Origin of the sequence: Prochlorococcus marinus str. MIT 9107, assembly GCF_000759855.1 — a bacterium.
In the GTDB taxonomy this organism is placed as follows: Bacteria; Cyanobacteriota; Cyanobacteriia; order PCC-6307; family Cyanobiaceae; genus Prochlorococcus_A; species Prochlorococcus_A marinus_N.
Genome location: NZ_JNAI01000003.1, coordinates 131,288 through 145,707 on the forward strand (window position 1 = coordinate 131,288; position 14,420 = coordinate 145,707).

Here is a 14,420-nt window from a genome sequence, read left to right on the forward strand (position 1 = left end):
AAGAAAATAATAAAATAAATTATTGTTAATCTCAAACAATATAAAAAATTCAAGAAAAGATTTGTGATATTAAACTAGTTTTTTAAAATACTATTTCTATTTTTAAATGTCTAAAATACCTAATTCAGCTAATGCTATTCTATATTTAGAGAAATTTGTTAGTCTCAAAGGAAAAATTTTTATAAATGAATTAACATCATTTTCATTTTTTTCGGAGTACTTAAGTTCGATAACTTTTTGATGAAAACGGACTAGAGAACCTAAAGGTAAAGGAAATGATTTGTTAGGGTTAAAAATATTATTAAAGGTTAAACATCTATCAAATGTAAATCTAAATCTTTCAAACTTTTCTAGATAATAATATCTTTTATAGGAAATAAAAACAACAGGTTTAAGAAGAACAATCAGATCATTTACAAAAGATGGTAATTTTGAATTATTTAATAAGTATGATAAAGAAAAGTTATCCTCAATTAATTTAATATTGTTAATATTAAATTTTTGTTTAATACCAACGTTTCCAATTTTGTATTTAATTTCTAGGAAGGGATTATTTAAAATGCTACTTTCACCATAATATCTAATCCTGACTTTGAAACGATTTGAATGACCTTCTTTACTTTGATTAGCTAAAAGTAAATTTCCAGTATCATAATAAATAGAATTTACTCTTCTTGTAGGATAAGCTTCATATATATCGCAAGGTAAGCAATACCTTAAATGATCAAGAGAATCCACAAAGGAATTTTGAACTAAAAATTTTTTCTCATATCTAAAATTCTCATCAGAAGAAATCATTATCATTTTTCAGATGGGTATAATTTTTTATATGCGTTAAAAGTATTTGGGGTTAAACCTTGTGAATCAGAATTTATTGTAGAACCATCTTCTAAAATATAATTAAATGGCTGACAAATTTTATTTTTCTCAAATAACATTATTGAGCCAGGTCCATATTCAGATTTCTTTTGATAGGCGGCTAAACATATTTCAGTATTGTTAATATTTGAATTATTTATCTTTATAGAAGAAAGGTCTTTACTAGCGATGCCAATAAATGCTCTAGAAATATTTAGATTATTTCCAATGACATTGCTATTTTCTCCAACACTAATTGCTTTATCAATAGCAGAATCTATATTTATTTTATTGAGAGTAACTAAAGAACCAGAAATATCTATTGCATCATTACCTATTTTAAAGAATTGATTATTTTCAATACTCCCTTCAGAAAAATCAATATCAATTGCATCAGAAAACGAATTTTCAAAATATGAATTTTTTATTGAGAAAGTAGAACGTATTATGTTTATTGCATCCTCAGATTTTGAATTTATGAATCTCGAGTATGATATATCAACTGGAGAATTATAAAAAGTTAAGCCTCCCGTAATGTTTAAAGATGCCACACTTGGGGCATTAAGATTATTAAAAACAACATTTTTTAAATTAGATCGAAACTTGGAATTTAGAACAAGAATACCCATTGCATTTTTCTCACTTGAAATATAAACAGGTTTATCTTCAGTTCCCTCTATTATTAGAGGACCTTGTACTAAAAACATACCACTATTATTTAATGAAATATTTGTTCCAGCTTCAATTAGAATCCTATAATCAATTGGAAATATAAGAGGCTTTTTAACTACAAAATCATCTTTTATAGTAATTAATCTATTTGAATTATCTATGATTAAAGATGGGAATGAAAGATGATTTGGTTCTCTAGCTATTAATCGATTTGAACTTTTAGTTGACTCAGCCCAGGGTATAATTGTAGTCTCTGTGGTAAAAAAGTTATTAATACCATCCAAACTGTATTTTACTATTACTTCATTTTCTTTGGTTATATTGTTATTTAGTAATTGCGATTTTTTATGAATAAATTCGGTTTCAGTATAGTTAAATCTTTTAAATTTTTTTCTTGGATCTAAGCTTTTTTTTAAGGATGGATAATAAGTTTTATTTTCATATACCAAACTATGAACTTGAATAGGGAATAAAGATTTATTGAATAATTTTATCTTTAATTTTTCATAATCTTTAACTTGCTCAGCAAATGATAAAGATATAGGGTCTAAGGGATTTAATCTGTTTTTTATGTATTTTTGGTTTTTATATAATTCTTCTTTTAGGAAATTTACATGAGGAAATGTTTTATTAATAACCGCAATTTGTTTTTTTATATCACTTGATATTTCATTAAGAAATTCATCTAAATATTTAGTTTTACTAATTCTATGAAGTTCTTTTAAATATTCTTTTAAAAATATTTTGTCATCAAATAAGCCCATAACATTTAAATCAAAAGATAGGTGCTTGTTTCTATTCCGTATAGCAGGCTGAGCATCATATCCAATAGGAACTAGACGGGAAGAAATTGGATTAAAATAAAATCTCATATCATGCCATGTTTGTGCTGATGCGGCACCTAATAGATCACACAAAGCAAAATATTTGGCAGTTAGTTTAAGATCAAATACTTCTGATGTTTTAGCTTCTCTCTTTAATATCTGATCTAATAAATTCTTAGAGAGACGAAATTGTGAAATTTTAGCTTCATTTTGGACTGTTTTATCAATGTTAAAAGTAAGAATCTCAGAATTGTTTACATCTACTGTATTAATTGGACTTTCATATTTGATTATTTTTTTTCTTTGTGTTTCTCCTCTAAGGTTTTGGTCGGAAATCTTAATTATAGGACCTTCTCTGAAGCCACTATTTTCTAATAATTCTTTGGAAAAGTGCTCCTCTAATGCATAAACTCCTAAGTGTTTTCCATTAATCGCTATAGGTAAGAATTTATACCTTAAATAAGGCAGACTTTCATATTTTAATAAATTATGAAAGATAAATTCATTTAAATAATTTCTTGTTCTTGGATGTTGTAAGGATAGTTCATTCATACCAAGCAATGACTTCCCTTTGCGGCTCTCTACGCGAAAAGACCACTTATCTCCAATCAAGTGATCTGTCCAGTCTCCTTTTAATCTTAATTTTACTGGATATGATTTTCCTTTATATTCTATTGTTGCATTTACTTTATCATCTGAACTCCTTACAAGTATTCCATCTTTAACCGCTTGATCTCTTTTTATTTGCAACTTTTTAAAATTTTTAAAACTTATATTTATGTTTAATATATCTTCATTAACGAATACAGATCTAATATAATTTAAGCCCACATTATATAAACTATCTCCAAAATCTAAACTTTCGGTGGCTATAAATTGTGCTCTTTTATCCAATTTTCCAATAGTAGCTAATAAATACATACGGAATTTATCTATAGGCCTACCAGATGTGTTAGTGTTCAAATAATCTAGTGGAGTAAAAATTATTACTCCGAAAAATAATGAAAATAAAACTTTAAATAAAACTCTTTTTTTTAATCTCCTTTTAAAATATTCTTGAACTTTTGTATAGTTATTTTTACTGTTTTTATCTTGCTCTTTAAAAATATTCATTACTCTAAATTATTTTAAAATTTAAAAACTTTGGGAATCAAGAATAGTAAAAGATGCTGATGGAAAAGTTTTTGCGATTTCATTTGCTAAATAGTCTATATTAGTAAACTCTTTATTTATAGGCATTATTGTTAGAGCTAGTGATGTATTTTGATTCGTATCTGCATTAGTTACAGATAAGTTATTAAAATCAACTGTTTTGGAATATTTAGTTATTAAATTAATTAGCCCACTTGTTTCCTCTGGACGAATGCAAGTTATAGAAATTCTAATTAAATTATTTTCAGAGACTTTCTTATCAAATCTTTTTAATAAATACAAAGAAACTATTATCAAAGCTAATCCCACTATGGCAGCTTTATATTGATAAGCACCACAGGCAATTCCAATCCCAACTGAGAAGAAAATAAAAGATAGCTCTTCAGGTTCTTTTATTGGAGTTCTAAATCTTACTATTGAGAGAGCCCCAACAAGGCCTAGAGATAATGCTAATGATGATTTGATTACGGCAATTATAATTGTTGTACCTATAGCAATTAAAGGTAAAACTCTAAATAATGAATAAGGATTCGAAAGGCTTTTAGAAAAGTATATATAAGACTTAGAAAGTATATAAGATAAAATAAACGACAAGACAATAGAATAAGAAAATAAAACTACCGAAGTACCTCCAGTCGTAACAGATAATTGATCTAAAATTGTATTATTCAATTCTTAAAAAAAATATACCTAATTATATAACACACATCATGAATTAGGTGTTTTTTTTGAATTTATTTTACCTTATTATTCTTTTAGTCATTAATGAAAAAAAAGCGCCAATCAAAAAGAAAAAAAGGTAAAGGAAGTATTTTCTATTTTTTCGTAATTTTTTGTAATGTCTGTAAAAACGGCTTGTTTTAAATTTATATTTGAGATCTAAATAATTTGATTCTATATTCCCAGCAATTTTATTAGATCTAATCTTGGCTGGGGAGACACTTCCTGGATGCAATACTAGCTTATTGATTGGAAGTGGGTCTTTAAATTCGGTTTGAATATGATGAGGAATAACTATTGCTTCATTTTCTTTATTAGACAATACTTCGACGAATCCCAATTTTGGTCTACCTTGACCAATCCCAACTGAATAAGCATTTATATTTCCAATCCTATCAGCCCAATATATAAGATTCATATTTTGTTTCCCTGATATGCCTTTTCCTATATCAGCAAAAAATTGATGTTTAGAATTACCGGCAAAGATTGTTGATACATATTTTTCTAAAGTCGGGAATATATCCTTAAGGTAAAAACTTTTATCATGAAGATATGGTCTTGGGCTTGTCAATGTATCATCCCAAATTCGATGATGAATTAATAATATATTAGGTTTCTTTATTCTATTATTATTACTTTCTTCAATAAAACTGACTAATTCGGAATAGTGAGCATTGGAATTGCCTACTAAGAATCTTACTATAGGTGTTTCCACCACAGTATTTTTGTATCCTACATTATCAATGAATTGATCAAGATTTCCATTAACTATCTCATGATTACCTGGGGCAAAAAAAACTTTATTGCCAAAATATTTACGCCATTTATTTATGATATTTTTATTGTATAATTTTGAATCACCTAAGATGAAAATAAAATCAGGATCCAATATTTTAATTTTTTCAAAAAGTATTTCTAATATTTTTGGATTATGTCGCATAATTGGATACAAGTGGCCTAAAACTACAGACTTAATTTCCGAATTATTTGATCTTATTGGAGCACTTATAATGGGGTGAATATTAATTAAAAATAAAAATATAATTAAAAACTTTTTCCCCCTATTTAAAAATGGATTAAAAAGTTTTTTTTTCTCGATTATAAGGCTCATAAATTAATAAAGATTTAGTTTCTTTCCTGAATTTATTGAAATGAATAATATAAAAAAAAGAAATACAAAAAATTAAGGAGTAAGAACTTTATTCATGAAAATTTACTTTTTAAGTAATACCTAAATTGAATAAAAGTTATTCTAAAAAATGTTCTTTAAATTTACCCAAATAAAAAACTATAAATAGAAATCCTAAAATATATGGTATTAAAAATATTTTAAAATATTTTTATAATTATAATTTAGCAATAAAAAATTAAATAAACAAAAAATACTATTATATTAAAAGTCTTTTTGCGGTAATAATAAGTAAATACTAACTATCCTTTATTAGTCAAATATATATGAAATTTAGGTTTAATTTTATTTATCAATAATTTTATATTTTACTATAACCGTTTTGAATCCTAATATCTTTAAAGAACTCAATTAATATCATTTTATAAATTATATTAATTTTAGTATAACTGATGCCTATAAGTAGTAATTTCTAACTTCCCCCAATTAGTTATTAATCTTCAGAACTGAAATATATAAATTTTAAACTTCTGAAATATTTTTTTTGTTAATTCTATAAAGTCTCAATGAATACAAAAAAGCACCTAGGGCAAGTAAAAACTCATTAGGTTCCTGAAAGTAAAAAATGTGACTTGTTAAAACTATTTCCCCTTGTATTTCTTGTGGAAAGTTTAGAATTATTTCTCCTATAAAATAATAAAGAGATGGAAGTAAGAAGAAATAAAGAATTGATTTATCTGGGAGTAAGCTCGTTTTTCTTTTTTTCTTTAAAACACACATGAAACTTACAATGAATCCCAATATGTAATAACTTTTATGAAGATGTGGTTGAAAAATATTCAAGTTATGAACATTAATTTCGTTTTGAAAATTAATACTATAAAGTTTGTCCCAAGAAAAATTAAAAATTCTTTGGCCCCAGGAAACCTCTTCTATAGCCCAGATAATAAAAAATACAAGTATAAATATAAGTGTAAAGTTTTTTGAAGAAATATCTTTTATATTTTTTAAATTTATTGTTCTAGATATATATAAAGCCGATAGAAAAATGAGAACAAAAGATAGATTCTCAAATAAATTATCTTCACTAGAAATATGTAGAATTATTTTTGATCCAAGTGATGTATAAGTATTAATCCAGTAACAAAAGAACAAAAATATAAATGGAAATTTGTTGGAAATTTTTTTGTCAAAATGTATTAGATTTTTCATTAATAATTAGCTTATAGAAAAATATTTTGTTTAAAAAGGTTTTATATTATGTAAATAGCTTAATTTATAAATATCGTAGCTAATAATTATTTTATCAAATTCCATAGCTTTTATTTTTTATATTTACCTAAAATGATATCCTTTATCGATCTAGTAATAATATACTTAAAATATTCTTTAAGCTATTCATTTAAATAGAAAAAAAAATTGTATTTAGAAGCATTAAAGACACTGAAATCTTTTTGAGAGATATAAATTTTGATATATACTAAATAGTTTTAAAATTGATTAGTTTTATTCAGATGTATTTATATAATTTCCAAGAACTTTGCCAACTTTATGCGAATGAAAAATTGACGCTTTTGGTGTTAAATGCCAATGATCGCTAAATTCCTCTTTATCAATAGAATTTATGAAGTCAAAGGGTATAAAAACATCAGGATTTGATTTTTTAAATGTTAGTAGATCATTATGAATAGGTACTATCTTTTCCGAATCTTCACAAGCTACTGGATTGAAAATAACTATTAGGTTTACATCATATCTATCAGTAATATTTTTTACTTTCTGGAGGGCGCTGTTCAAAGTTGGCTTTCCTGAAGCATCATAAAAATTCCTAAGAATAGAAGGCCCACATTTCGCGATTGGCATATCTTTCCAACCATCTTTTCTATCAAACGGTAGCCAACCCCTAGAAAATTTTAAATATTCAAGTAGTTGTTCATATTTATATCCAGTATAAGATTCGAAATTCTTTGCTATCCCAAGATTATCCATTGCTCTTTTATATTCTTTCTCTTTATCCTCAATACTATTTTGATATAAAAAATTAAGAACCCTTTTTCTATAATACAAAGTTGGAATATAGTTAAAAACTTTGAAGAAGTTTTTATCTTTAATATCTCCAAATATATGATTAAGGTCTTCAGAAAATCCTTTTTTATATTGCATTGGAAGAGAATATGGGGAAGTATACAGAACTAAATATTTTGCGTCTGGGTTATTTTTTAAATAATAATTAGCCTGATAAACATACCCATCCCAGCCTGAATCTGCGCAGCAACTTATATTAAGAAAATCAAGTCCATTTAAATAAGTATTTATAATATTAGGCCTTATTCCAAAAAAACCAGAAGAATCTCCAATTTGGATAAAATCTGCATTATTATTTTTAAAAATCTGACTTTTGTAAAGGACAAAGTATTTCTGACCAACGTCTAATTTTTTGAATTTATTATCGAAAAATGTATTTTCAATAGATGCTTCAGTAATTTTAGCTTTACCAATTCTAAAGAAAGTTATAACCTCTATAGATAAAAATATTAAAGAAGCGAAAATTAAGGGTTTAAAAATATGAACTTTTAATTTCATTTTATTTTAACTAAAATTGGAAGTAAATGAAATCATAACTACCTCTAGAACCAATAAATAAAATACCATATATTATTAACAAGTATATTATTAGTTTAGAAATTGGCCCCACTTTTTTAGCTATATCAACAAATTCAAGATTGAATCTATACCCGATAAATTCAGTTATTAAAATTGGCAAACAAAAAATGATTAGCCCATAACTAATTCCAAAAAAACTAATAATTAATTCTTTGGATGCTGATAAAAGTGAAAAAGTAGAGAAAATAGAATTTAATATTGAAATAAAATCGTCGTTATCTCTTGAAAAGAATAGTAGCCAGCCAAATAAAGTAAAAGAATACATTATTAAAATCGCAACGATTTTGCCCTTAATATTCCCAAAGGTTTTTATTAAGTACTTGTCAACTGGAATTATCCTATAAAAAATTAAAAGTAAACCATTATAAATACCCCAGATTGGGAAGAATTTTCTTGCCCCATGCCATAATCCCATAATTGCCATTGTTATTAAAACAGTTAAAGTATTTTTTAGTTTTGACCCCCTATTTCCGCCTAATGGAATATATATGTAATCTCTAACCCATTGCGAAAGTGAGATATGCCATCTTTTCCAAAAGTCACTTGGATTTATTGCGAAATAAGGAGTAAGGAAGTTTCGTTTTAGTTGAATGCCAAATAAATTAGCCGTACCTCTAGCAATATCAGTGTAGGCACTAAAATCACAATAAATCTGAAAAGAAAAAGCGATTAATAAAGTAAGGCCTAATCCTGGAGTTTCAATATTTTCTAGACATCTCTCAACCAAATGTCCTAGGTTATCAGCAAAAACTAGTTTCTTAAAAAGCCCCCATGAAATAAGAAAAAAAGCATGTTCAGCCATCTCGGAGGTAATTGGTTTTCTGAATTTACTTAATTGGGGTAATAAATCTTTTGCTCGTTCAATTGGACCTGCAATCAATTGAGGAAAAAATGCAACAAATGCAAAATAATCAACAATACTTTTTTTAGCCTTGAATTCTCCTTTGTATATATCTAATGTATAACTCAATGTTTGGAATGTATAAAAAGAAATACCAGGAGGAACTTGTATTTGATGTTGAAATGTTACTGAATTGATATCAAAAATATTAAGGCCTAATTTTGATAAAGCCAAGATCGAAACACCAAAGAACCAATCCCAATATTTAAAAAAGAATAAAAGACCAATATTAAAAAAAATACTAATAATTAGTAAACTCTTTTTTCTATTTACTAATTTATCAGTATTCTCTTGAGTTGAATTAATATCTGAAATTTGGTTAATATGATCTATCTTTTTACCAATGTGATAATCAATTATTGAAGAAGATAATAGTAGTAATGATAAATAAGGGTTGCCCCATGCATAGAAAATATAGCTTGCTAAAATTAGTATAATATTCCTAATTTTATTTAATGAGCTTAAATTGTATAAAATTAAAGTTACAGGAAGAAATAAAAAAATATAATTTAAAGAATGGAAAATCATTTAAGAAATCTTGTCCAGATTATTAAATATTCTAATGTTAGATTTAAGAATAATACAGAATTTTTTAAATAGGTAAATACTTTTTAAATTATCATTATTAACTAATTCTAAGAATAAGTTTTATTGATTATCTTCGTAAGACTTCTGTTTTATAGATTTGCAAACTATTTATTTAGTATTCTAATAATAAAAAAAATTAAAAGAATGAAAAAAATAATAAAAAATTTTTTTATTTTTCTCTTCCTTATATTTGGGAGTCTAGAAGTAGTCTAAACTTTTTTTATGTGCTGATTTAATACCTAATAAATTTGAAAAATTGGAATACAGTAAATCTAAAAATATAAAGTATCAAGGTGAAAGTTTTAAAAAAGAGAAGTAATCTTGGGACTTTTGGCTGAGGATAAACTCAACTTCTAGACATGCAAAATCATTCTTTGATATTAGTATTGCTTCAAATAATATCGGGCCAAGAGATATTCAAGATTACTACGAATATGATCATGAAAATTCAATTGTTTTTTCTAGGAGATAGCTTTATAGATGGAAGTGGTTATAATAACGATGATGATATGACAGACCTAATTCAAAATTCAATTAAAGAAAAGTTATCTTTCTAAGAATGTATCTCTTAAATTAATTGCTATTACTAAGAAAATTAAGTGGAGCCAAGCGGATTCGAACCGCTGACCCCCTGCATGCCATGCAGGTGCTCTACCAGCTGAGCTATGGCCCCATATCGTAAAAAAACAGTTATATCAATCAATCTGAAGATTCATTTTGTAACTGTCGTAATTCCTATAGTACTTTATACAGTGTGATCAATCAATTGTTTATTTTAAAATAAAATGAAGAATATTTAAGGACGTTATTTCATATTAAATTAATTTGATGGGACAGATCACATACTTAATAGGCAAGTTTGAATTTTTTTAATTTTTAAAAAGGACATAGCAAGAAATTAAATTTTTTAAGCAAATTGATTTTAAATATTAAGGTTTAATATTTTAAGAAATTTTTAAATTTTTTTGGTTCTTCAATTCATTCAGTATTAGCCCAAATGTTTTTGCAGATATTATAATTAAAGGTGGATAAATCATTATTAAATACCTTGTAAAAGCAACGCCTAATAAATTAGGTCCTAAACACAATATTGCAGCAAATAGATTAATCCAAAGCCCATAATAAAAAATCTTTTTAAAATAAATAAATATCCCAAAAAAAGCTAATAAATTTATAGGGTAAATTATAAAAATGCCAACAAATATTCTTGAAATTGATGGGAATAATGCATTAAATCCATAAAGAGAATGTGAATCTCTAATATCACTTAATCCAGCTACAAAATCAATTACTTTCCAAAGGATCAAATAAAAGTAGGACTTAATATAGTTTAAATCTTCATTAGCAAATGAAGTTATCTTGTCTCTTAATAGTTGTCTTTCTATTCCAAAAAAAGTACCTCCCTCTGAAACAAAATTGTTAAATGTAAAAGTTAAATAATTTGTATTAACTTTCAATTGATAAAAACAATAAGCTAAACAAAAAGAAAATACTGAATAGATAATTATTTTTTCGACTCTTGATAAACTAATTAATTTCCTAAGAGATTTACTTAATATTATTGCCCCTAATAGAAATATTACAACGATTGAAAAAATTGATCCTGTAGGTCTAATTGAAGACAAAAATAATACATTTAACAATAAAAGTGAAATTGTTAATGGGATTTTGTGTGCAAATTTAGAAGGGTTAAATAAGTTACTTTTTGATATTAAATATGTTGAAAAAGCAACACCAAATGTCATATAAATGGTAATTCCTCCACTTAAACAATAATAAATAGTGTAGGGACATAAAACAAAAATCCAAGATGCAATTTTAGCGGTTCCTTTATCAAATATTATGTTTGCTGATCTATCTATAAAAAATAATGATCCTAGTGCACATATAGTTGCTAAAAATATGACTAATGTATTCCAAAGTATTGTAGATGAACCTAATTTTGAGGTAATGAATGCTAAAAAATTAAGTATATATGGGTAAAGGAAACTCCCTTTTATTGAGCCATTATCGCCGTAACCATATAAACTACTATTCTCCTGAAAATAAAAATTTCTATCACCAATAGCAAGATAATCTGCTCCCAAACCTATAGTTTTTGCGGAGATTGGAGTTGGTATGGGATGAAATAAAGTATATGTAAAAAATATAAAAAGTATAATTAAAAAGAAATATAGTGGATATCTTATACTTTCACTAATAAACCTCTTATTAATAGGCCTTTTTTTCATAATTTTTACAAAAACTTTTAATTGGTATATTATTAATATAAATTGAAAAAGTCAAAATATTATATTCATGAAGCCAATTATTGGGATAGTAATTCCCTGTTACGGAGCAAATGGGTTAATAAATTCAGTTGTTAAGAGAATAATTGATACCACAAATAAAATTTCCAATATTGCAACAACAAAGATCTATTTAATAAATGATTGTTGCCCAAAAAATAGTTGGCAAGAGGTTGACAAGAAATTTAATGTCGAAATAATTCATCATTCCAGAAATCTTGGAGTAGGCTTTGCCTCTAAATCGGGTTTTTATCAGGCATTAAAAGATAATTGTGATGCTGTTATTAAAATAGATGCAGATGGTCAACACCCTCCAGAATATTTAGCAGAGATAATTCCATTTATAATTTCAAGGGAAGAGAACGAAATGTTCTTGCTGAAAGGCTCTAGATATTGTTTTAGAAACAGATTTACAAAGATTCCTATCATAAGAAGAATAGGATCGTTAATTTTGGAACCAATAGCAAGAGTAGGATTGAATTGTAGAGGACTAACTGATATCGCAAATGGATTTATCGCTACAAACTCTTTGACCTTAAAGTATTTACTTTCAGTAAATACAAATACACAAATTTTTTCAAGGTATCTTTTTGAGAGTAGCTTCTTGGAAAAAAGCTGCTCGCTTAAGTGTCAAATATATCAATTTCCCATGGCAGCAAATTATGGAAAAAATTGGATAACCTCTATGGAAAGTAATAAAATGATAATTCCAATTTTAAGTTTTTGGTTTAAAGCAATTTGTAGAAGAATATTTAATCAATATTTATTTAATCTAAACCTTGGAACTTTATTATTATCTATTTTCTTTTTGGCAATTTCTTATGTGATTTATATATTTTTTTATTCAATAAGTCCAAGTATATCTTCAGGAATATTTGTAAGCGCTGGAATAGCCGCTTCTTTTACAAGTATGATCACAATTTCCTCAATATGCCTTTGCCTTTTCTTTTTTTATGATTATACATCAGGGATAAGAATAAAAATTGTAAACTTTAGATATTATCTTGATGATATTCTTTTAAGAAAAGATAGCAATTAGTTATTTATAAATATATTTAAACTTAAAGGCAAAATAGTGTTATATTCTTAACGTAATAATTTTAAAAATTAAATATTTAGTTTTTAAAAAAAAGTATACAATAATTATATAAAAGTTGATTTTATGAGAGAGAAAATAATTCCTGTAATCCTTTGTGGAGGGGTAGGTTCTAGACTATGGCCTCTTTCAAGAGCCAGCTTCCCTAAACAATATTTGAAAATTGGCAATGATAATACAAAGACACTCTTACAAAATACTTTTGAAAGAATTAAAAAGCTTGAAAATCTTGATGATCCAATAATAATTTGTAATGAAGAGCATAGATTTATTGTTGCTGAGCAATTAAGAGAAATTGGAATAAAACCCAAATCTATTCTATTAGAACCTTTTGGAAAAGGTACAGCTCCTGCAATAGCTTTGGCAGGAATCAAAGCTAAAGAGGAGGGGAATGATCCTTTCTTATTAGTGCTTTCTTCAGATCATGAGATTAAAAATAGTGAGAATTTTTTAAAATCAATTAGGTCAGGTATTAAGGAAGTTGAAAAAGGAAGATTAGTTACTTTTGGTGTTGTTCCAAATTCACCTGAGACAGGTTATGGATATATTCAAGCGATGAATAATTTGGATCCTATTTCCTTACAAGGGAGTGAAATAAAAAGATTTTTTGAGAAGCCTGATATTGAATTAGCTAAAGAATTTATTAACGATAATAGTTTTACTTGGAATAGTGGTATTTTTTTATTTCAAACAAAAAACATTTTAAATCAAATAAGAAATTTTTCACCACAGATTATTCGTAATTGTGAAAATGCTCTTCAAAAAAGTAAGTTTGACTTAGACTTTCAGAGAATTAATAAAGAATTTTTTTCTTATTGTGAAGATATTTCTATTGATATTGCAGTTATGGAAAAAACTAATTTAGGAACTGTTATTCCATTAGATGCAGGTTGGAGTGATATTGGAAGTTGGAATAAAGTTTGGGAAACTTCAAAAAAAGATCTTCAAAATAATTCTTTGGAAGGTAATGTTTTAATTAAGAATTCTTTTGACTCACTAATTAAAAGTGAAAGTAGATTATTAGTTGCTTTAGGTATTAAAAATCTTGTAGTAATTGAAACTAGTGATGCAATTCTTGTTGCCAATAAAGATTGTTCTCAGGACGTTAAAGAAATTGTTACTGATTTGGATAAGCTAAATTTAAATGAGGGTAAAGAACATAAAAAAATCTTTCGTCCTTGGGGGAATTATATTTCCATAGCTGAAGATCATAATTGGAAAGTGAAAAAGATTTCGGTAAAACCATATCAATCTTTATCATTACAAATGCATGAGCATAGATCTGAGCATTGGATTGTAGTTAACGGCAAAGCAAAAGTTGAAATAGACCAAAAAACAATAATTTTAGAAGCCAATCAAAGTGCCTATATTCCTCCAAGATCAAAACACAGATTATCTAATAATGGAGACTCACCCTTAGTATTAATTGAGGTGCAAAGTGGAAATTATTTAGGAGAAGATGATATTTTTAGATATGAGGATAATTATGGAAGAATAAGTAAAAAAAAATAATATTTCAATTTGGAAA

Annotated in this window: 11 protein-coding genes and 1 tRNA gene; 3 read left to right on the top strand and 9 right to left on the bottom strand. The window is 26.2% G+C overall.

The window, feature by feature from the left end; all coding sequences use genetic code 11:
* Nucleotides 1-102: 102 nt before the first annotated feature.
* From EU92_RS06770 to EU92_RS06745, 7 genes are all read right to left on the bottom strand, one after another.
* Entirely contained in the window at nt 103-798 is a 696-nt protein-coding gene (locus EU92_RS06770) for a polyphosphate polymerase domain-containing protein (RefSeq protein WP_032523522.1), read from the bottom strand.
* 2 nt (nt 799-800) lie between these two features.
* Entirely contained in the window at nt 801-3,467 is a 2,667-nt protein-coding gene (locus tag EU92_RS06765) for a CotH kinase family protein (RefSeq protein ID WP_032523523.1), read from the bottom strand.
* Nucleotides 3,468-3,488: 21 nt separating this feature from the next.
* The gene (locus EU92_RS09385; RefSeq protein WP_052045052.1) at nt 3,489-4,178 is read right to left on the bottom strand and encodes a DUF4956 domain-containing protein; all 690 of its coding nucleotides are present in this window, start codon (nt 4,176-4,178) and stop codon (nt 3,489-3,491) included.
* Between the two features lie 67 nt (nt 4,179-4,245).
* Nucleotides 4,246-5,337, bottom strand: coding sequence for a metallophosphoesterase family protein (locus EU92_RS06760; RefSeq protein ID WP_032513047.1), 1,092 nt, complete (start codon nt 5,335-5,337; stop codon nt 4,246-4,248).
* A gap of 540 nt (nt 5,338-5,877) precedes the next feature.
* Entirely contained in the window at nt 5,878-6,567 is a 690-nt protein-coding gene (locus EU92_RS06755; protein ID WP_032523352.1) for a hypothetical protein, read from the bottom strand.
* Between the two features lie 294 nt (nt 6,568-6,861).
* The gene (locus tag EU92_RS06750) at nt 6,862-7,938 is read right to left on the bottom strand and encodes a hypothetical protein (protein WP_032513045.1); all 1,077 of its coding nucleotides are present in this window, start codon (nt 7,936-7,938) and stop codon (nt 6,862-6,864) included.
* A 10-nt stretch (nt 7,939-7,948) separates the two neighbouring features.
* Nucleotides 7,949-9,448 (bottom strand): MBOAT family O-acyltransferase, encoded by a 1,500-nt coding sequence (locus EU92_RS06745; protein ID WP_032513044.1) that lies wholly within the window; start codon nt 9,446-9,448, stop codon nt 7,949-7,951.
* Between the two features lie 419 nt (nt 9,449-9,867).
* On the opposite strand from EU92_RS06745, the gene EU92_RS0108835 reads away from it, so the two are divergent.
* Nucleotides 9,868-10,065 carry a hypothetical protein gene (locus EU92_RS0108835; protein ID WP_032513042.1) on the top strand — a complete coding sequence of 66 codons (198 nt, stop codon included), beginning with the start codon at nt 9,868-9,870 and terminating at the stop codon, nt 10,063-10,065.
* A 43-nt stretch (nt 10,066-10,108) separates the two neighbouring features.
* Here EU92_RS0108835 and EU92_RS06740 read toward each other — a convergent pair.
* Both EU92_RS06740 and EU92_RS06735 read right to left on the bottom strand, forming a co-directional pair.
* Nucleotides 10,109-10,181, bottom strand: a tRNA-Ala gene (locus EU92_RS06740).
* Nucleotides 10,182-10,452: 271 nt separating this feature from the next.
* Nucleotides 10,453-11,739, bottom strand: a complete 1,287-nt coding sequence (locus EU92_RS06735) for a hypothetical protein (protein WP_032513041.1) — start codon at nt 11,737-11,739, stop codon at nt 10,453-10,455.
* A 67-nt stretch (nt 11,740-11,806) separates the two neighbouring features.
* Here EU92_RS06735 and EU92_RS06730 point away from each other — a divergent pair, with 67 nt between their 5' ends.
* Both EU92_RS06730 and EU92_RS06725 read left to right on the top strand, forming a co-directional pair.
* On the top strand, nt 11,807-12,835 hold the full coding sequence (locus EU92_RS06730; RefSeq protein WP_032513040.1) for a glycosyltransferase family 2 protein: 1,029 nt from the start codon (nt 11,807-11,809) through the stop codon (nt 12,833-12,835).
* A gap of 123 nt (nt 12,836-12,958) precedes the next feature.
* Complete coding sequence (locus tag EU92_RS06725; protein ID WP_032513039.1) at nt 12,959-14,404, top strand: mannose-1-phosphate guanylyltransferase/mannose-6-phosphate isomerase; 1,446 nt, start codon at nt 12,959-12,961, stop codon at nt 14,402-14,404.
* The last annotated feature ends 16 nt before the right edge of the window (nt 14,405-14,420 follow it).

Excerpts from the sequence above, each read along its gene's own strand:
- EU92_RS06760 (WP_032513047.1), bottom strand. The coding sequence starts at position 5,337 with ATGAGCCTTATAATCGAGAAAAAAAAACTTTTTAATCCATTTTTAAAT.
- EU92_RS06730 (WP_032513040.1), top strand. The coding sequence starts at position 11,807 with ATGAAGCCAATTATTGGGATAGTAATTCCCTGTTACGGAGCAAATGGG.
- EU92_RS06770 (WP_032523522.1), bottom strand. The coding sequence starts at position 798 with ATGATTTCTTCTGATGAGAATTTTAGATATGAGAAAAAATTTTTAGTT.
- EU92_RS06735 (WP_032513041.1), bottom strand. The coding sequence starts at position 11,739 with ATGAAAAAAAGGCCTATTAATAAGAGGTTTATTAGTGAAAGTATAAGA.
- EU92_RS06725 (WP_032513039.1), top strand. The coding sequence starts at position 12,959 with ATGAGAGAGAAAATAATTCCTGTAATCCTTTGTGGAGGGGTAGGTTCT.
- EU92_RS06750 (WP_032513045.1), bottom strand. The coding sequence starts at position 7,938 with ATGAAATTAAAAGTTCATATTTTTAAACCCTTAATTTTCGCTTCTTTA.
- EU92_RS06765 (WP_032523523.1), bottom strand. The coding sequence starts at position 3,467 with ATGAATATTTTTAAAGAGCAAGATAAAAACAGTAAAAATAACTATACA.
- EU92_RS06755 (WP_032523352.1), bottom strand. The coding sequence starts at position 6,567 with ATGAAAAATCTAATACATTTTGACAAAAAAATTTCCAACAAATTTCCA.
- EU92_RS06745 (WP_032513044.1), bottom strand. The coding sequence starts at position 9,448 with ATGATTTTCCATTCTTTAAATTATATTTTTTTATTTCTTCCTGTAACT.
- EU92_RS0108835 (WP_032513042.1), top strand. The coding sequence starts at position 9,868 with ATGCAAAATCATTCTTTGATATTAGTATTGCTTCAAATAATATCGGGC.